This window comes from Serratia sp. MF1(2023), from assembly GCF_030954545.1.
In the GTDB taxonomy this organism is placed as follows: Bacteria; Pseudomonadota; Gammaproteobacteria; order Enterobacterales; family Enterobacteriaceae; genus Serratia; species Serratia sarumanii.
Genome location: NZ_JAVHUX010000031.1, coordinates 34,292 through 52,560, shown reverse-complemented (window position 1 = coordinate 52,560; position 18,269 = coordinate 34,292). Strand labels below are relative to the sequence as shown.

Sequence of the window (18,269 nt, the reverse complement as noted above, 5' to 3'; positions counted from 1 at the left end):
GCTCATTTTAGTCCTGTGGTTGAACCTCTATTTTACCCTGTTCCACGCGGAACATCTTGCCCTTTTCACCGGCCATGTCGGTCACTTGTTCAGCGCTCACCGCGCTGACAAAAACCTGGGCCTGGGTGGCTTTCAGGCGATCGGCCAGCAACCGGCGACGGCCGGTGTCCAGCTCGGAGGCAAAATCATCAATCAGATACAGGCAACGCCGCCCGCTCTGCCGGGTGAGAAACTCACCCTGCGCCAAGCGCAACGCGCACATCAGCAGCTTAAGCTGACCGCGCGATAACAAATCCTCTACCGGCGTGCCGTCGGCACGAATGCGAAAGTCCGCTTTATGCGGCCCCACCGCGGTATAGGTCAATGCCCTGTCTCGCTCAAACTGGCGCTCCAGCAGCTCGCCGTAGTCGCTCTCTTTGTCCCAGCCGCGCTGGAAGGAGAAGCTCAGGGCGAATTCAGGCAGAAACTGCGCGCAGGTCGCGGTAATATCCGCGGCGATCGCGTCGCTGTATTCCGCCCGCCATTCGCTGATGCGCTCCGCGAGCGGGATCAGTTCCTGATCCCAGGCGCGGATCTGCGCATAGCGACTCACCTGGCGCAGCGCGGCATTGCGCTGCTTCAGTAACCGTTTCAGGTTGCTCCAGGCGGTGAAAAAACCGGGTTCGTTATGAAAACAGCCCCAGTCCAGGAAGGCGCGCCGGAATTTCGGCCCGCCGTTCAGCAGGGTAAAACCTTCGGGGGTGATCAGCTGCATGGGCAGCAGCTGCGCCAGCTCGGCCACCTTGTGGCCATCGCTGCCATCGATGCGTACTTTGCTGTCACCCTGACGGCTCTTGCTCAATCCTACCGACAGCTCGCGCTCCGCGCCTTCGATGCGGCCGTGCAGCACGAACTCCGGCTGGTCGTGGCGAATGACCCGACCGGCCTGCAGGCTGCGAAAGGCGCGGCCGTGGCCGAGCGTATACACCGCTTCCAGCACGCTGGTCTTGCCGCTGCCGTTGGCGCCGACCAGGAAGTTGAATCCCGGCGCCAGCGCCAAATCCGCCGCCTCGATATTGCGGAAATCTTTAATCAATAAACGCGTCAGAGCCATGCAATCTCTTTACCGATGACGGTGCTGTAATTCAAGGTAACGAGACTACAACCGCATTGGCATGACAACGTAGGCCGCCGCCTGGCTGGCGCCGTCTTCGATCTGCACGCTGGAGACCGAATCGGTCAACAGCAGGCGCACGTCTTCACACTTGAGCGCGTTCAACACGTCCAGCACGTAGCTGACGTTGAAGCCGATCTCCATCTCCGCGCCGTCGTAGCTGACGTCGAGGATCTCTTCCGCCTCTTCCTGCTCCGGGTTGTTGGCGGTGATCTTCAGCTGGTTCTGGCTGACGTACAGCCGCACGCCGCGGAATTTCTCGTTCGAGAGAATCGCCGCGCGGGCAAACGCCTGCTTGAGCAGATCGCAGCCGGCTTCCAGCGTTTTATCCGGGTTCTTCGGCAAGACGCGGCGATAGTCCGGGAAACGGCCGTCAACCAGCTTGGAGGTGAAGATGAAATCGCCGACGTGGGCGCGAATGTTGTTGCTGCCGATCTGCAGCTGCAGCAGCGAATCGCCGCCGTCCAGCAGGCGCACCAGCTCCATCACCCCTTTACGCGGCACGATCACCGAATGCGACGGCAGCTGTTGGCCGATCGGCATCGAGCACACCGCCAGGCGGTGGCCGTCGGTCGCGACGGTGCGCAGCTCTTCGCCTTCGGTTTCAAACAGCATGCCGTTCAGGTAGTAACGCACGTCCTGGTGGGCCATCGAGAACTGGGTGGCTTCGATCAGGCGCTTCAGCGTCGCCTGCGGCAAGGTGAACTCCACCTCGCTCTGCCAGTCGTCCAGGTTCGGGAAGTCCGCCGCCGGCAGCGTGGACAGCGAGAAGCGGCTGCGGCCGGACCGCACCAGCATGCGCTCGCTTTCCAGCGTGACGGCGATCTCCGCCCCTTCCGGCAGGCCGCGGCAGATATCAAAGAATTTGCGCGCGGGCACGGTGGTCGCACCCGGCTCGTGCGGCTGGGACAGGGCGACGCGCGCCACCATCTCCATCTCCAGATCGGTGCCGGTCAGCAGCAGGGAGCCTTCCGTCACCTGCAGCAGCAGGTTGCCCAGGATCGGCAAGGTCGGGCGGCCGCCCAGCGGGCTGCTCACCTGTTGCAGCGGTTTTAGCAGATGCTCACGTTCAACGATAAATTTCATAGCGCTATGAAGATAATGTTCTGATTAAATTGGAGAAATCTTCTTTGATGTCGTGACTTTCCTCACGCAGCTGCTCGATCTTCCGGCAGGCGTGCAACACCGTGGTATGGTCGCGGCCACCAAACGCATCGCCGATTTCCGGCAGGCTGTGGTTGGTGAGTTCCTTCGCCAACGCCATCGCCATCTGGCGCGGGCGGGCAACGGATCGCGAACGCCGCTTGGACAGCAAATCCGCGACTTTAATCTTGTAATACTCCGCCACCGTCTTTTGGATATTGTCGATGGTGACCAGCTTTTCCTGCAGCGCCAGCAGATCGCGCAGCGCTTCGCGCACGAAATCGATGGTGATGGCCCGGCCGGTAAAGTTGGCGTTGGCGATCACGCGGTTCAGCGCCCCTTCGAGCTCACGCACGTTGGAACGCAGGCGCTTGGCGATGAAGAACGCCACTTCGCCCGGCAGGCGGATGTCGTTTTCGTCGGCCTTTTTCATCAGGATCGCCACGCGGGTTTCCAGCTCCGGCGGCTCGATCGCCACCGTCAGCCCCCAGCCGAAGCGCGACTTCAGACGATCTTCCACCCCGTTGATCTCTTTAGGGTAGCGATCTGAGGTCAGGATGATCTGCTGATTGCCTTCCAACAGAGCGTTAAAGGTATGGAAGAACTCTTCCTGCGAACGCTCCTTGTTGGCGAAGAATTGGATGTCATCGATCAGCAAGGCGTCGACCGAACGGTAGTAACGCTTAAACTCTTCGATGGCGTTGTTCTGCAACGCTTTGACCATGTCCTGCACGAAGCGTTCCGAGTGCATGTAGACCACTTTGGCGTTGGCCTTGCGCGCCATGATGCCGTTGCCGACCGCGTGCAGCAGGTGGGTTTTACCCAGGCCGGTGCCGCCATACAGGAACAGCGGGTTATAGGCGCCGCCCGGGTTGTCCGCCACCTGACGAGCCGCCGCGCGCGCCAATTGGTTGGACTTACCCTCGACGAAGTTGTCGAAGGTGTGTTTGGGGTTGACGTTGGAGCGATAAGAGAGCTCGGGTTGCGCCGCCGCGTTGTCCCAGCTCGGGCGCAAAGGCGCGGCCGTGCGCGCCGCGGGAGCCGCAGGGGCGCTGCTGACGCTGGCGGTCACGGTCTGGCTGATCACCTGCGCGATCGGCTTGCTGCCGACTTCAAAACGCAGCAAAGGCGCGTCCGTGCCGCAGAAATCATTCAGCAGACCATTGATGTTGTTTAAGTACTTATCGCGAACCCAATCCAGCACAAAGCGGTTAGGCGCATACAGCGCCAGGGTGTTGTCACTCAGTTCCGCCTGCAATGGGCGTATCCACATACTAAATTCTGTGGCAGGTAACTCATCCTGCAATCGGGCAAGACACTGCTGCCAAAGCGAAAGTGACACGGCGGACTCCACTCGAACAAGATCAATAAAGAAAAGAAACGGGCAACTTTTTTATAACTCATGATTTTTGACACATACCCGGCATCGGCGATTTGCCTGTGGGGGATGCGAACCGCCTTTCACGGTTTGTGTCCCTCACGATCCCGGCATGAGGGATCGCGATCGGAATGACGGATCATAGCGCAATCCGCGCAAGAGATCCTCCCCTTCCTCACAGATTAGATCCATTTTATCCACAGGCCGCGGCCGGCGGCGATCTTTTCACCGTCAGCGCCGGATGACCGCGCAGATCCCGGCCGCTGCGCCGCATTTTTTACATTGTCAACCGGTTATACCCTGTTATCCACGCCGGATCCTGCGATCGCGCGCAAAGGATCTCTCGGGGATCCTTGCGATTTCACCCCGAGTCCGTATAATCTTCGCCCTACGTGTGATACCTGGTTCCTTATGGTGCGTCATTAGCCAGACAGGATTCTGCGGTGACCACGGGCCAAGACCGGATTTTGTTCCGTTATTGGCAGACAACCAGGTAGGCTGGCGCGATGCGAATTGACTCAGGACTGTACAATTATTACAATCCCGCTTCTTTATGTATTGCGATTGAGGCGTCGGTCATCTTCACGCCGAGTAGCCAAACGCGTTTACTGATCAGTAATTATTTTAAGTTTAGGTAGAAATCGCTATGAAACGCACTTTCCAACCGTCCGTATTGAAGCGCAACCGTAGCCACGGTTTCCGTGCTCGTATGGCCACCAAAAATGGTCGTCAAGTTCTGGCCCGCCGTCGTGCGAAAGGCCGTGCTCGTCTGACTGTTTCTAAGTAATAAAGCTAACCCGCTGAGTGGTTAAGCTCGCTTTTCCCAGGGAGTTACGTTTGTTAACTCCCACTCATTTCACTTTCGTCTTCCAGCAGCCACAACGGGCTGGCACGCCGCAAATTACCATCCTCGGCCGCCTGAACCAGCTGGGGCATCCCCGCATCGGTCTTACCGTCGCCAAAAAACACGTCAAACGCGCGCACGAGCGTAATCGGATCAAACGCCTAACCCGCGAAAGCTTCCGCCTGCGCCAGCACGAATTACCGGCGATGGATTTTGTCGTGGTAGCCAAAAAGGGGATAGCGGATTTGGATAACCGCGCGCTGACGGAAGCTTTGGATAAATTATGGCGTCGCCACTGTCGCCAGGCTCCCGCATCCTGATCGGGCTGGTGCGGGCCTATCAGCTCGTCATCAGTCCGCTGCTAGGGCCTCGTTGTCGCTTCCAGCCGACATGCTCTCATTACGCAATTGAGGCATTAAGCAGGTTTGGCATGATAAAAGGCAGTTGGTTAGCATTGAAACGCGTATTAAAATGCCACCCTTTGAACCCAGGTGGCGATGATCCGGTGCCGCCAAAAACCGACGATAACAGAGAACACTAACGATGGATTCGCAACGCAATCTTCTCCTCATCGCTCTGCTGTTCGTGTCTTTCATGATCTGGCAGGCATGGCAAACGGACAACGCTCCGCAGCCGGCCGCACAGACCACGCAACAGACTTCGAACGCAGTAGCCGGTGATGCCGCCAGCCAGGCCGTGCCAGCCAGTGGTCAGGGTAAGCTGATTACCGTGAACACCGACGTGCTGTCACTGACCATCAACACCCGTGGTGGCGATATCGAGCAGGCTAAACTGTTGGCCTACCCGGATACTCTGGGTTCATCGACTCCGTTCCAACTGCTGGAAACCACTCCGTCGTTCGTCTATCAGGCGCAAAGCGGCCTGACCGGTAAAAACGGCCCGGACAACCCGGCCAACGGCGAACGCCCGCTGTATCAGGCGGCGCAAGACAGCTACACCCTGCCGGAAGGCCAGGACGAGCTGCGCATCCCGCTGACCTACACCGATAAAGACGGCGCAGTCTACACCAAGACCTTCGTGCTCAAACGCAACCACTATGCGGTCGGCGTGGATTACAGCATCGACAACAAAGGCGCGACGCCGCTGGAGCTGACCCTGTTCGGCCAGCTGAAGCAAACCACCGAATTGCCTAAACACCGCGACACCGGCAGCAGCAACTTCGCGCTGCACACCTTCCGCGGCGCGGCGTACTCGTCCAGCGAGGACAAGTACCAAAAATACGCGTTCGACAAAGACGAAAACCTGAGCGTCACCACCAAAGACGGTTGGGTCGCCATGCTGCAACAGTACTTCGCTACCGCGTGGGTGCCGGCGACCAAGGGTGACAACACCTTCTACACCGCCAAACCGGGCGACAACCTGTCCACCATCGGCTTCAAATCTACGCCGGTCGTGGTGCAGCCGGGCGCTCAGCAGCAGCTGAACGCGACCCTGTGGGTCGGCCCGGAGCTGCAGGATCAGATGGCCCAGCTGGCGCCGCACCTGGACCTGACCGTGGATTACGGCTGGCTGTGGTTCATCTCCCAGCCGCTGTTCAAACTGCTGAAGTTCATCCACGGCTTTATCGGTAACTGGGGCTTCTCCATCATCATCATCACCTTCATCGTGCGCGGCATCATGTACCCGCTGACCAAGGCGCAGTACACCTCGATGGCGAAAATGCGCATGCTGCAGCCGAAGCTGCAGGCGATGCGCGAGCGCATCGGCGATGACAAACAGCGCATGAGCCAAGAGATGATGGCGCTGTACAAGGCGGAGAAAGTGAACCCGCTCGGCGGCTGCCTGCCGCTGATCATTCAGATGCCGATCTTCCTGGCGCTGTACTATATGCTGATGGGTTCGGTCGAGCTGCGCCACGCGCCGTTCGCCCTGTGGATCCATGACCTGTCGGCGCAAGACCCGTACTACATCCTGCCAATCCTGATGGGCGTGACGATGTTCTTCATTCAGAAGATGTCGCCGACCACCGTGACTGACCCGATGCAGCAGAAAATCATGACCTTCATGCCGGTGATCTTCACAGTGTTCTTCCTGTGGTTCCCGTCCGGTCTGGTGCTGTACTACATCGTCAGTAACCTGGTGACCATCCTGCAGCAGCAGCTGATTTACCGTGGTCTGGAAAAACGCGGTCTGCACAGCCGCGACAAGAAAAAAAGCTAAGCGTATTGTAGGGGTTCGGCGCGCCGACCCTTGCAGTCACCCCAAAGGCGGTCATTAGACCGCCTTTTTGCATCTTAATCGTCAGAGAGAACCGTTATGAGCACCACCGATACCATCGTAGCCCAAGCCACCCCGCCGGGACGCGGCGGCGTCGGCATTCTGCGCATTTCCGGAAGCAAGGCCAAAGACGTCGCCCAGGCGTTGCTCGGCAAGCTGCCGAAGCCGCGCTACGCTGACTATCTGCCGTTCCGCGACGCTGCCGGCGCCACCCTCGATCAGGGCATCGCGCTGTGGTTCCCGGGGCCGAACTCCTTTACCGGCGAAGACGTGCTGGAACTGCAGGGCCACGGCGGGCCGGTGATCCTCGATCTGTTGCTCAAGCGCGTGCTGGCGCTGCCCGACGTGCGCATCGCCCGGCCCGGCGAGTTCTCCGAACGCGCGTTTCTCAACGACAAGCTCGATTTGGCGCAGGCCGAAGCGATCGCCGATCTGATCGACGCCAGCTCCGAGCAGGCGGCGCGCTCGGCGATGAACTCGCTGCAGGGGGCATTTTCCACCCGCATCCACCAGCTCGTGGAAGCGCTCACTCACCTGCGAATCTACGTGGAAGCGGCGATCGACTTCCCGGACGAGGAAATCGACTTCCTGTCCGACGGTAAAATCGAAGCACAACTCAACGACGTGATGGCGGATCTGGATAGCGTGCGCGGCGAAGCGCGCCAGGGCAGCCTGCTGCGCGAAGGGATGAAGGTAGTGATCGCCGGGCGCCCCAACGCCGGTAAATCCAGCCTGCTCAATGCGTTGGCCGGGCGCGAGGCGGCGATCGTCACCGATATCGCCGGCACCACCCGCGACGTCCTGCGCGAACATATCCATATCGACGGCATGCCGCTACACATCATCGACACCGCTGGCCTGCGCGACGCCAGCGACGAAGTGGAGCGCATCGGCATCGAACGTGCATGGAACGAGATCGAACAGGCCGACAGAGTGCTGTTTATGGTCGACGGCACCACCACCGCCGCCACCGAGCCGGCGGAGATCTGGCCGGAGTTTATGGCGCGCCTGCCGGGCACGCTGCCGATCACCGTGGTGCGCAACAAGGCCGACATCACCGGTGAAACGCTGGGTCTGACAGAAGTGAACAACCACTCACTTATTCGCCTGTCGGCCCGCACCGGCGAAGGCGTCGATGTGCTGCGCGATCATCTGAAACAGAGCATGGGCTTCACCAGCAACATGGAAGGCGGCTTCCTGGCGCGCCGTCGCCACCTGCAGGCACTGGAGCTGGCGGCACAGCACCTGGTGCAAGGCAAAGAACAGTTAGTGAGCGCTTACGCGGGCGAGCTGTTGGCCGAGGAACTGCGCCAGGCGCAGCTGGCCTTGAGCGAAATCACCGGCGAATTCACCTCCGACGATCTGCTGGGCCGCATCTTCTCCAGCTTCTGCATCGGCAAATAATCGCCTGCGGGCGCCATATCCTCTTCGGCGCCCGCATTTTACGTCTCCGGCGCCAAAACTCACCTAAGCTTATCTCATCAATTTTTCCGCGTGAGAGATAAGCTTAAATGAACGAACCTTTAGACTTGATTGGCGTGGGATTGGGGCCTTTCAATCTCAGTCTGGCCGCTCTGGCCGCCGAAAGCGGCGCCGTCAACTATACCTTTCTCGATCGTAACGCGAGCTTCCGCTGGCACCCCGGCATGCTGCTGCCTTCCGCTTATATGCAGACATATGTGCTGCAGGATTTGGTTACCGCCGTCAGCCCACGCAGCCAATTTTCATTTATTAATTACTTGGTAGAACAGAAAAAAATTTATCGGTTTTTAATCACCGAGCAGCAAATTATCAGCCGAGAAGAATTTTCCGACTATCTACGCTGGGCCTGCGAAAGATTAGACGGGCTACAGTTTTCACAGTCCGTAGAGCGCATTGATTTTGACGATGAAAAGAGTTTGTTCAAGGTAACCACCCATAATCAGACGCTGTGGGCGAAAAATATCTGTCTGGGCACCGGCCATAACCCTTGGTTACCGAAAGCGTTTTACCCGGCGCTGGGCGAAAACTGCATGCATGCCGCCGAAATAGCCCTGCGCAATCCGGACTTCAGCGGCAAGCGAGTTATGGTGGTGGGCGGCGGCCAAAGCGGCGCCGATGTGTTTTTGAACGCATTGCAGGGGCACAGGGGCGAACCGGCGCAGCTGGACTGGCTCTCGCGCCGTCCCAATTTTCAGCCGCTGGATGAGTCCCCCTTCACCAACGAATACTTCACTCCCGAATACGTCGACTATTTCTATACACTGCCGTCAGAAATCCGCGAGCGTGAAATCAAAACACAGAAATTGCCGGCAGACGGCATCAGCAATCATACGCTGCGAACCCTATACCGTGAGCTATATATGCGTTTTGACGTGATGCGCCAGACGCGCAATGTGCGTTTACTGCCTCATCGCACCCTACTGGCCATCGAATCAATGGGTGAAGCTTTTCATCTGCGCACGCTTCACGGCCTGGAAAATCGCCAAGAAAGTTTCAGGGCCGATATCGTCATTCTGGCCACCGGCTATCGCGCTTCGCTGCCCGCTTACCTGAAACCCTTGCTGCCGCGCATTCCTCTCGATGCGGAACAGCATCTGCCGCTACTGCCGAATTTTAATCTGGACTGGCTCGGGCCGGAGCAAAATCGAATTTATGCGGTTAATGCCGGAATACACAGCCACGGCAGCGCAGAAGGCGGACTGAGCCTGATGGCCTGGCGTTCAGCCCGCATCCTCAATCACTTGCTGGGTAAGCCGTGCTTTGATTTGGCACCGAACGCATCAATGATCCAATGGTGGAGCGATGGCGCGCCGGGCGATATCTCTACCACCGCTGATAAATAGGATAATCCGCATAGCGTTTTTTGATGATAAATCCTCAACTTAGTCTTAATCTAACACCCCTGCGTTCTTAGCGACCCTCTGTCATGGAGCGAACAATGGCGTGTCATTTTGCCCGATGGACCCCGGCCTCCGCCGTCCTGGATACCCAGAGACTCGCCGACGAAGTGATAGCCGCCACTCGCACCTTTTCCGTTAAACGCCGCACGCGCTTCCTGCAAGGGCGCATTCTGCTCGCCGCAAATGATGTTCTACCTGTACGGCCTGCCGACGCTGCCCCCCATCGCCACCACGCCGACCGGCCGCCCCTGTTTCGCCGATCATCAGCTGCCCGATTTCAGCCTCGCTTACGCCAGCAACACCGTGGGCGTGCTGCTCAGCGACGAGGGCAAAGTCGGGTTGGATATAGAAGTGATGCGGGCGCGCGGCACCCGGCAAAGCGCGCTGCAACACGCGCATCAGACGCCGGCGGAAAGTGCCTGGATCGGCGCGCAGGACGATCGGCTGGAGGCGGAGACTCAGCTGTGGAGCATTCGGCAAAGCGTGCTGAAAATTTCCGGCCTCGGCAACAGCGGCCAGTCTACGCTGCGTCTGCATCCCTTCTCCGGCCACCTGCGCTCCAGCGCCACGCCGGACGTTCAGGTGATGAGCGACGCCGACGAATACCTGAGCTGGGCCTGCGCCGGCAGCCCCGGCCTGGATCGCCTGCTGTGCTGGCGCTACGAAGAGCGCGGCGGCCTGCAGAAAGACGGGGAAATCTCGCCGCGCAGCCCGGCGGCGTCCTCACGCTTCGTTAAACTGACGGGCCTGAAGACGCCCGGTTAACGCGGCGCAAAGCGGATAACGCTGTCTTTACCGCACGAGTTGCTGGATTAAATTGTAAAGACAGCTAAATGTTGAGCAATCGCCTATTCTCGACCAGCGCTTTAGCCTACTATTCGCCCATGTTGTACGCTGAATCTGCTCATTCGAAAGGGAGAATCACCATGTCAGACCAAGCCTTAAAAATCGTCACTCTGCTCGGCAGCCTGCGCAAAGGCTCCTACAACGCCATGGTGGCCCGCGCCCTGCCAGGCCTGGCTCCACAGGGCGTCACCATTGAAGCGCTGCCCTCCATTCGCGATATCCCGCTGTACGACGCCGACATGCAACAGGGTGAAGGCTTCCCTGCCGCGGTCGAGGCGATCGCCGAACAGATCCGCCAGGCCGACGGCGTGATCATCGTCACCCCTGAATATAACTATTCCGTGCCCGGCGGGTTGAAGAACGCCATCGACTGGCTGTCTCGCTTGCCGAATCAGCCGCTGGCCGGCAAGCCGGTCGCCATTCAGACCAGCTCGATGGGGCCGATCGGCGGCGCGCGCTGCCAATACCATCTGCGCCAGATCCTGGTGTTCCTCGATGCGATGGTAATGAACAAGCCTGAGTTTATGGGCGGCGTGATCCAGAGCAAGGTCGACGAACAGGCCGGTGAACTGAGCGATCAGGGAACGCTGGATTTTCTGACCGGCCAGCTGTCCGCGTTCAGCGATTTTATTCGCCGCGTGGAGTGAAGGTCTCGCGGCGCCCCTTAGGCGCCGCAACAGGACATGAAGTCCATCAATTCATTGAAAATTAAAGCCATAGCATCATGTATTTTTTCATTTTAGCGTTATTTTTTGTTTCCATCACCAGTCCCGCTTTCGCGGCAGAGATGCGTTATCCCGCCGGTGAAGAGCCGCTGGAGCTGCCGGCACACAGCGCGCTCAACGCCCAGCTGTCGCGATCCGCGCAAAACCAGGAAGATAAAAAGCTGGGCGCCATGTCGCTGTACCTGACGCTGATGCGCGAAGACGGCCGCAACGTCTGGGCGCCCTACCAGCTGGCGGTGTCATCGGCGGAGAAAGGGCAAACCGAGCTGGCGGAGCGCTACCTGCAGCTGAGCGCCGACCGCGGCCTGTGGTACTACTACAACCTGCTGGAGGACGACGCCTTCAACAGCATCCAGCACTCCGCCACCTACCAATCGATCCTGGCCGCCACCAAAGCGCGCTATCTGCAGCACGCGCGCCACTATGAAGGCAAGGCCAGCTACGCGATGCCGGACGGCGAAGCGCCGCCCGAAGGCTGGCCAACGGTGATCTTCCTGCATACCTACGGCAAAGCCGCCGCCATCAGCCCCGAAGAACGGCTGCTGTTCGGCGAAATGGGCGTGGCCTACATCGAGCTCAACGGCACGCAGATGCTGTCGGAAAACAGTTTCCGCTGGTCGAATTACAGCGACGAGAGCACCCAAACCGCCATTCAGCGTACGCTGCAACAGCTGGCTCCGCAGCTAAAGCTGAATCCCCGGCGGATTTACCTCAGCGCCCGCGGCCAGGGCGCGCTGCACGCCGCCAACCTGATCGCGAAGTACCCGCAGTTTTACGCCGGCGCGCTCCTGATAGCCCCCAACGGCGAGATCAAGCCGGCCCAGCAGTCGCTGGCGGCGCAAAAGAAAATCGTGATGGCGTATTACGATCGGCAGAATTTCAGCGAGCAGGCGCTGGCGTTGCACTTCGCCAATCTGTTCGGAGAGGATAATCAGGTAGAAACGCTGCACTTCGCCCAGGGAGAGGATGCCGCCGGCAGTTGGCAGGCGCGCTTCAAGCGGCCGTTGCAGTGGGTGTTGGGTAAGGCGCCGGATGCGACGCCGGGCGCCTAGGGGTTCAGGGCCGACAGGCGTCGGCCCTTTGGCGGTCAATGGCCGTCGACGAAGACGATCTTCAGCACGAACAGCAGCGCCACCACCACCACGCACGGGCTGATTTCACGCCAGCGGCCGGTGCCGAGCTTCATCACGCAGTAGGAGATAAAGCCGAGCGCGATGCCTTCGGTGATCGAGAAGCTGAACGGCATCATCACCGCGGTGACAAACGCCGGTACCGCTTCGGTCAGATCGTCCCACTTCACCCGCGCCAGGCTGGAGGTCATCAGCACGCCGACGTAGATCAGCGCGCCGGCGGCGGCGTAAGCCGGCACCATGCCCGCCAGCGGCGACAGGAAGATCACCAGCAGGAACAGCAGGCCGGTGACCACCGCCGTCAAACCGGTGCGGCCGCCGACGGCGACGCCGGACGAACTTTCGATGTAAGCGGTCACGGAAGAGGTGCCCGCCAGCGAACCGGCCACCGAGCTGATGCTGTCGACGTACAGCGCCTGCTTCATGCGCGGGAATTTGCCCTGGTTGTCGGTCAGGCCGGCTTTATCGGTAACGCCGATCAAGGTGCCCGAAGAGTCAAACAGGTTCACCAGCATAAACGAGAAGATGATCCCGGCCAGCCCGATGTTCAGCGCGCCGGCCACGTCGACCTGGCCCACCACCGAGGTGATGCTCGGCGGCAGGGAGAACAGGCCGCCGTATTTCACGTCGCCCAGCATCCAGCCGATCAGGGTGGTGACTACGATCGACACCAGCACCGCCGCGTGGAAGTTACGTGAAGAGAGCACGGCGATGATGAAAAAGCCGAGCGCGCCCAGCAGCACGTTGTGCGAGGTCAGGCTGCCGATGGTCACCAGCGTGTCCGGGTTGGCCACTACGATGCCGGCGTTTTTCAGCCCCATCATGCCGATGAACAGGCCGATGCCGCTGGTGATGCCGACCCGCAGGCTGACCGGAATGTTGGCGATCATCCAGTAGCGGATGCGGAAAATGGTCAGCAGCAGCAGGCCGACCGCCCCCCAGAAGATGGCGCCCATGCCCACCTGCCAGGAGATGCCCATCGCCCCGACCACCACGAAGGCGAAGAAGGCGTTCAGGCCCATCGCCGGCGCCAGCGCCACCGGCAGGTTCGCCAGCAGGCCCATAAAGATGCTGCCGAAAGCGGCGATCAAACAGGTGGTGACAAATACCGCCTGGGTATCCATGCCCGCCGCGCCCAAAATTTGCGGATTAACGAACACGATATACACCATGGTAAGGAAGGTGGTGATACCGGCAATCGTTTCCGTACGCGCCGTCGTGCCATGTTGCTTGAGTTTAAACACGCGCCCAAGCAAGCCTTGCTCAGCGTCAAGGCCAGATACTGGTTTGGTCATTATCAGAATTCCGAAAATGGGAATGGACAGTCGCCGGCTATCCTATAACAAAAAGTGGGGCTTTTGACGCCGGTCACAGGTTTTTTTCGCCATCTTTACGGCTAAATGCGTCAACGGCTTGTATTTACAGGCTTTCATCCCGCGTTTCCGTCCGCTGCGTTGCCGTTTGCCGACACGGCCGATAAAATGACCTATCGCATCTCTTACCCTACCCGCGAAAAAACAGGAATCCGCATGTCTTCAACCTTTATCGATAAGCTCGCGTTGATCGCGCTGAAAGATGACAAAGTGGCGCTGGTGCGTTCACACAATAAAACGCTGTTTTATATGCCGGGCGGAAAGCGCGAAGCGGGCGAAACCGACGAACAGGCGCTGTGCCGCGAAATCGACGAAGAGCTGACCGTCGCGCTGCAGCCGAGCTCCATCGTGTTTTACGGCGAGTTCGCCGGCCCGGCGGACGGCAAGCAGGACGGCACCCAGGTGCGTATTCGCTGCTATCAGGCCGACGTTACCGGGCAGTTGCAGCCGGCCGCCGAAATCGCCGAGCTGAGGTGGTGCGACAGCCGTGATTTGCCGCACTGCTCACACGTCGCCGCGCTGATTTTGCACGATCTCAAGGCGCGTAACCTGATCAAGTGATCGCTGAGCGGCCTCCGCGCCGTTAACCCGAAGGAACCTGTCCCGCATGAATCAGATTGACTGCATTTTGTTCGACTGCGACGGCACGCTGGTGGACAGCGAAGTGCTGTGCAGCAAAGCCTATGTGCACATGTTCGCCCGCTACGGCATTCATCTGTCGCTGGAAGAGGTGTTCAAGAAATACAAAGGGGTGAAGCTGTACGAGATCATCGATCGGGTCAACGCCGAGCAGGGTACTGACCTGGCAAAAGAGGCGCTGGAGCCGCTGTATCGGCAGGAAGTGGCGCGCCTGTTCGACAGCGAACTGCAACAGATTGCCGGCGCCCGCGAGCTGCTGGCGCAGGTGACGGTGCCTGTCTGCACCGTCTCCAACGGACCGGTCAGCAAGATGCAGCACTCGCTCGGCCTGACCGGCATGCTGCCTTATTTTGATGACCGGTTGTTCAGCGGCTATGACATTCAGCGCTGGAAGCCGGATCCGGCGATCGTGTTCCACGCCGCCGAACAGATGCAGGTGCCGGTAACGCGCTGCATCCTGGTGGATGACTCGCCTGCCGGCGCCCAGGCCGGCATCAATGCCGGCATTCCGGTCTTTTACTTCTGCGCCGATCCGCATAACCCGCCGATCGACCACCCGCTGGTGACGACGTTTAACGACCTGGCCCAGCTGCCCGCGCTGTGGCGCGAACGCGGCTGGCGGCTGACGGCCGATTAACTGGCCGGCAACGGCGGCTTGTTGCGCCACCAGCGCCACGACCGCTTCAGCGCGCGAGTTTGCGCGCCGAAGCGGCGGTTGACCGCGTTGGCCAGCAGATCGAGCGCCAGGCAGAACACGAAATAGACCAGCGCCACGAACAGGAACACTTCCATCGGATAGACCATGCTGCGGTTGTTGACCTGGGTCGCCAGGAAGGTCAGTTCGCCAACGCCGACGATATAAGCCAGCGAGGTGTCTTTGATCAGGGATATCCACTGGTTGATGAACGACGGCACCATCATGCGCAGCGCCTGCGGCAGCACGATCATGCGCAGCGTCTGCCAGCGGGTCAGCCCCAGGGAAAGCCCGGCCTGCCACTGGCCGGGGCCGATCGCGGCGATGCCGGCCTTCACCGCATGGGCCAGATAGGCCGAGGCGATCAGCGCCAGCGCGCACACCACGGTGGTGATTTCCGGGATCTCGACGCCAAACACCATCGGCAGCAGGAAATAGGTCCAGAAGATCAGCATGATGACCGGTATGGCGCGGAAAAAGCCCAGCACCGCCGCCAGCAATCCGGCAGCGACGCCGCGCGACATCGCCAGCGCCACGCCGAGCAAGGTGCCGAGCACCGCCGAGGCGACGCCGGCCATCAGGCTGATCGCCAACGTCAGTGCCGCGCCGCCTAATGGACCATCCGGCCAGGTGCCCCACAGCAGGTAGCCCAGGTTATCGTGAATTACGCTGAAATCCATCTCAATGCCCTCCCAGCGGTTTACGCTGTTGGCGCCACATGCCCCAGCCTTCCAGCAGCGCGATGATGGCGATATACAGCACCGTCGCCACGCCGAACGCCTGGAAGGTGCGCAGGGTTTCGGTTTCGACCTGACGCGAGGCGTAAGAGAGTTCGGCCACGCCGATCGCCATGGTCAGCGACGAGTTTTTGATCACGTTCATGTATTGCCCCAGCAGCGGCGGCAGCGCGATTTTCAACGCCTGCGGCAGCACCACGTAGCGCATCGCCTGCCAGCCGGTCAGCCCCAGCGCCTGAGCGGCATATTTCTGCCCGCCGGCGACGCCGCGAATGCCGGAACGGATCTCTTCGGCGATAAAGGCGGTGGAGTAGAGCGTCAGGCCGAAGAAACCGGCGAGAAACTCGAACGACGGCCATTCCAGCGGGCCGACCTGATGTGAGCTGTTCAGCCACTGCATGGCGGCGGACGGCAGGATCTGCCCGGCGGCGAAGTACCAGAAGAACAGCTGCACCAGCAGCGGCGTATTGCGAAACAGCGAGCTGTAACCCATCGCCAGCCAACGCAACGGCCGCAGGCTGCTGTCGCGCATCGCCGCCAGTACGAAGCCCAGCAGCGTGGCCGCCAGGCCCGCGCAGGCGGAAAGCCACAGCGTCAGCAGAAAACCGTGCCACAGCCAGCTCAGGTATTGCGGCGCCAGCAGCCAGTCCAGGTTCATGTTCAATCCTTGTCTTGCAGAATGCATCAGGGGCGCAGCAAGCTGCGCCCCTCCGTGCCGATCTCACCGCGAGCGATTAAATCAGGCTTTCGGTTGCTGATCCAAAGGCGCGATTTTGAAATCGCCGCGCGGTTGGGCGGATTGGGTTTCCGGCCCGAACCAGCGATCGTAAATCTTAACCGCTTCGCCGTCTTTTTCCAGCTTGATCAGCGTCTCGTTCACCGCGGCGGTCAGGCGATCTTCGCCCTTGGGAATGCCGACGCCCTGGTACTCTTTGGTCAGGCTGAACGGTGAAATTTCAAACTCCGCCTTCTGCGCTGCCGGCAGGTTGCCAAGCAGGCCGACCAGCTTGGCGTCGTCCTGGGTGATCGCCTGCACGTTGCCGTTGCGCAGCGCCACGAACGCCAGCGGGGTGTCATCGTAGGAGATCACTTTCGCCGTCGGGAAACGCTCGCGCAGGGTGATTTCCTGCACCGTGCCCTTGTCCGCGCCGATGCGCAGCTTTTTGATGTCTTCCGGGGTTTTCAGCACGCCTTTGCGGGCGATGAATTTCTGGCCGGTGGCGAAGTACGGCACGCTGAAGTTCACTGCCTTGGCGCGCTCGTCGGTAATGGTGAAGTTGGCGGCAATCAGGTCAACCTTCTTCGACACCAGCAGCGGAATGCGGTTGGCCGGGTTGGTGGCGCGCAGCTCCACTTTTACCCCCAGCGCTTTGCCGATCGCATCGGCGACGTCCACATCGTAGCCCACCAGCTTCTTGCTCTGCGGATCGATGTAGCCGAACGGCGGGTTGCTGTCGAACACCGCGATACGCACCACGCCGGCTTGCTTGATATCGTCAAGTTTGTCCGCGTGCGCGGCGCCGGCGGCGAGGCCGGTCAGACTGGCTAACAACGTTAAGGCCAAAGCGCGATGTTTCATAGAGAGCTCCTAAGTGGTTGATGTCCTGCTGGCGGATAAGCTAGCAAGCGCCACATAGGTCAGGAAATAATATAAAAAGCTATATTTATAACCTTTTTATCTTTAAGAACTTAAGATGGAATAAAGGCGCGGGAAACCGCGCCTTTGAAGGATATTACCCGGAAAGGGTCAGTCGGCTTTGTCGTCTTTACCGCCCGGAGAGAGCAGCTTTTCCAGGGCGTCGCCGCCCAAATGACGGAAATCCTGTCCTTTGACGAAATAGAAGATAAATTCGCAGATGTTCTGGCAGCGGTCGCCGATACGCTCGATAGAACGGGCGCAGAACAGCGCGGTCAGCACGCTCGGAATGGTGCGTGAGTCTTCCATCATATAGGTCATCAGCTGACGCACGATGCCTTCGTATTCCTGGTCGACCTTTTTATCTTCGCGGTAAATACGGATCGCCTCGTCCAGATCCATGCGCGCGAAGGCGTCCAGCACGTCATGCAGCATTTGCACGGTGTGGCGCCCCAGCGATTCCAGGCTGACCAGCAGCGGCTGGTGCTGGTGCGAGAACTTCTCCAGCGCGGTGCGGCAGATTTTGTCCGCCACGTCGCCGATGCGTTCCAGCTCGGAAATGGTTTTGATGATCGCCATCACCAGGCGCAGATCGCTGGCGGTCGGCTGGCGCTTGGCGATGATGCGCACGCAGGCTTCGTCGATCGCCACTTCCATCATGTTGACCTTGGCGTCGCCTTCGATAACTCGCTTGGCCAGCTCGCCATCCTGATTGTGCATCGCGGTGATGGCGTCGGTCAGCTGCTGCTCCACCAGCCCGCCCATGGTCAGCACCTGGGTGCGGATATGCTCAAGCTCTGCGTTGAACTGGCCGGAAATGTGTTTGTTTAAATTCAGGTTATCCATGATGC

Annotated in this window: 18 protein-coding genes and 1 pseudogene; 11 read left to right on the top strand and 8 right to left on the bottom strand. The window is 59.8% G+C overall.

Features of this window, described 5'->3' with window-relative positions; genetic code table 11:
- Positions 1–7: 7 nt before the first annotated feature.
- The 3 genes from recF to dnaA are packed head-to-tail and all read right to left on the bottom strand — an operon-like array spanning position 8 to position 3,638.
- Positions 8–1,093 carry a DNA replication/repair protein RecF gene (gene recF, locus REA38_RS15625; RefSeq protein WP_004933895.1) on the bottom strand — a complete coding sequence of 362 codons (1,086 nt, stop codon included), beginning with the start codon at positions 1,091–1,093 and terminating at the stop codon, positions 8–10.
- Positions 1,094–1,138: 45 nt separating this feature from the next.
- Positions 1,139–2,239, bottom strand: a complete 1,101-nt coding sequence (gene dnaN, locus REA38_RS15620; RefSeq protein ID WP_004933892.1) for a DNA polymerase III subunit beta — start codon at positions 2,237–2,239, stop codon at positions 1,139–1,141.
- Between the two features lie 4 nt (positions 2,240–2,243).
- Positions 2,244–3,638, bottom strand: a complete 1,395-nt coding sequence (gene dnaA, locus REA38_RS15615; protein ID WP_049235245.1) for a chromosomal replication initiator protein DnaA — start codon at positions 3,636–3,638, stop codon at positions 2,244–2,246.
- Between the two features lie 682 nt (positions 3,639–4,320).
- Between dnaA and rpmH the strand changes: the two genes are divergently transcribed.
- From rpmH to REA38_RS15570, 9 genes and pseudogenes are all read left to right on the top strand, one after another.
- On the top strand, positions 4,321–4,461 hold the full coding sequence (gene rpmH, locus REA38_RS15610; RefSeq protein ID WP_000831330.1) for a 50S ribosomal protein L34: 141 nt from the start codon (positions 4,321–4,323) through the stop codon (positions 4,459–4,461).
- A 17-nt stretch (positions 4,462–4,478) separates the two neighbouring features.
- Positions 4,479–4,838, top strand: coding sequence for a ribonuclease P protein component (gene rnpA, locus REA38_RS15605; RefSeq protein WP_004933883.1), 360 nt, complete (start codon positions 4,479–4,481; stop codon positions 4,836–4,838).
- Entirely contained in the window at positions 4,802–5,059 is a 258-nt protein-coding gene (gene yidD / locus REA38_RS15600) for a membrane protein insertion efficiency factor YidD (protein WP_004933881.1), read from the top strand. Before rnpA ends, yidD begins: the two co-directional genes overlap by 37 nt.
- A 2-nt stretch (positions 5,060–5,061) precedes the next feature.
- Positions 5,062–6,699 carry a membrane protein insertase YidC gene (gene yidC / locus REA38_RS15595; protein WP_016929601.1) on the top strand — a complete coding sequence of 546 codons (1,638 nt, stop codon included), beginning with the start codon at positions 5,062–5,064 and terminating at the stop codon, positions 6,697–6,699.
- Positions 6,700–6,795: 96 nt separating this feature from the next.
- Positions 6,796–8,160 (top strand): tRNA uridine-5-carboxymethylaminomethyl(34) synthesis GTPase MnmE, encoded by a 1,365-nt coding sequence (gene mnmE, locus REA38_RS15590; RefSeq protein WP_033649555.1) that lies wholly within the window; start codon positions 6,796–6,798, stop codon positions 8,158–8,160.
- A 107-nt stretch (positions 8,161–8,267) separates the two neighbouring features.
- Positions 8,268–9,581 (top strand): SidA/IucD/PvdA family monooxygenase, encoded by a 1,314-nt coding sequence (locus REA38_RS15585; RefSeq protein WP_308886188.1) that lies wholly within the window; start codon positions 8,268–8,270, stop codon positions 9,579–9,581.
- Positions 9,582–9,676: 95 nt separating this feature from the next.
- Positions 9,677–10,403, top strand: a pseudogene (locus tag REA38_RS15580) (4'-phosphopantetheinyl transferase superfamily protein).
- Positions 10,404–10,564: 161 nt separating this feature from the next.
- Positions 10,565–11,131: an NADPH-dependent FMN reductase gene (locus REA38_RS15575; RefSeq protein WP_025304752.1), complete on the top strand. Its 567-nt coding sequence runs from the start codon at positions 10,565–10,567 to the stop codon at positions 11,129–11,131.
- A gap of 77 nt (positions 11,132–11,208) precedes the next feature.
- Positions 11,209–12,261 carry a hypothetical protein gene (locus REA38_RS15570; RefSeq protein WP_033649559.1) on the top strand — a complete coding sequence of 351 codons (1,053 nt, stop codon included), beginning with the start codon at positions 11,209–11,211 and terminating at the stop codon, positions 12,259–12,261.
- A 35-nt stretch (positions 12,262–12,296) separates the two neighbouring features.
- On the opposite strand, the gene REA38_RS15565 is transcribed toward REA38_RS15570, so the two are convergent.
- Positions 12,297–13,634: an NCS2 family permease gene (locus REA38_RS15565; protein ID WP_033636524.1), complete on the bottom strand. Its 1,338-nt coding sequence runs from the start codon at positions 13,632–13,634 to the stop codon at positions 12,297–12,299.
- A gap of 234 nt (positions 13,635–13,868) precedes the next feature.
- Here REA38_RS15565 and REA38_RS15560 point away from each other — a divergent pair, with 234 nt between their 5' ends.
- Together REA38_RS15560 and yieH are read left to right on the top strand one after the other, a co-directional pair.
- Positions 13,869–14,273, top strand: a complete 405-nt coding sequence (locus REA38_RS15560) for an NUDIX domain-containing protein (protein WP_308886186.1) — start codon at positions 13,869–13,871, stop codon at positions 14,271–14,273.
- Positions 14,274–14,319: 46 nt separating this feature from the next.
- Entirely contained in the window at positions 14,320–14,988 is a 669-nt protein-coding gene (gene yieH / locus REA38_RS15555) for a 6-phosphogluconate phosphatase (RefSeq protein ID WP_041037333.1), read from the top strand.
- Here the strand turns inward: yieH and REA38_RS15550 are convergent.
- From REA38_RS15550 to phoU, 4 genes are all read right to left on the bottom strand, one after another.
- The gene (locus REA38_RS15550) at positions 14,985–15,725 is read right to left on the bottom strand and encodes an amino acid ABC transporter permease (RefSeq protein WP_004933841.1); all 741 of its coding nucleotides are present in this window, start codon (positions 15,723–15,725) and stop codon (positions 14,985–14,987) included. The genes yieH and REA38_RS15550 overlap by 4 nt on opposite strands.
- A 1-nt stretch (position 15,726) precedes the next feature.
- Complete coding sequence (locus REA38_RS15545) at positions 15,727–16,440, bottom strand: amino acid ABC transporter permease (protein WP_025304748.1); 714 nt, start codon at positions 16,438–16,440, stop codon at positions 15,727–15,729.
- An 81-nt stretch (positions 16,441–16,521) separates the two neighbouring features.
- The gene (locus REA38_RS15540; protein WP_041037337.1) at positions 16,522–17,361 is read right to left on the bottom strand and encodes an ABC transporter substrate-binding protein; all 840 of its coding nucleotides are present in this window, start codon (positions 17,359–17,361) and stop codon (positions 16,522–16,524) included.
- A 168-nt stretch (positions 17,362–17,529) separates the two neighbouring features.
- Entirely contained in the window at positions 17,530–18,264 is a 735-nt protein-coding gene (phoU, locus tag REA38_RS15535; RefSeq protein ID WP_033636521.1) for a phosphate signaling complex protein PhoU, read from the bottom strand.
- Positions 18,265–18,269 lie beyond the last annotated feature (5 nt).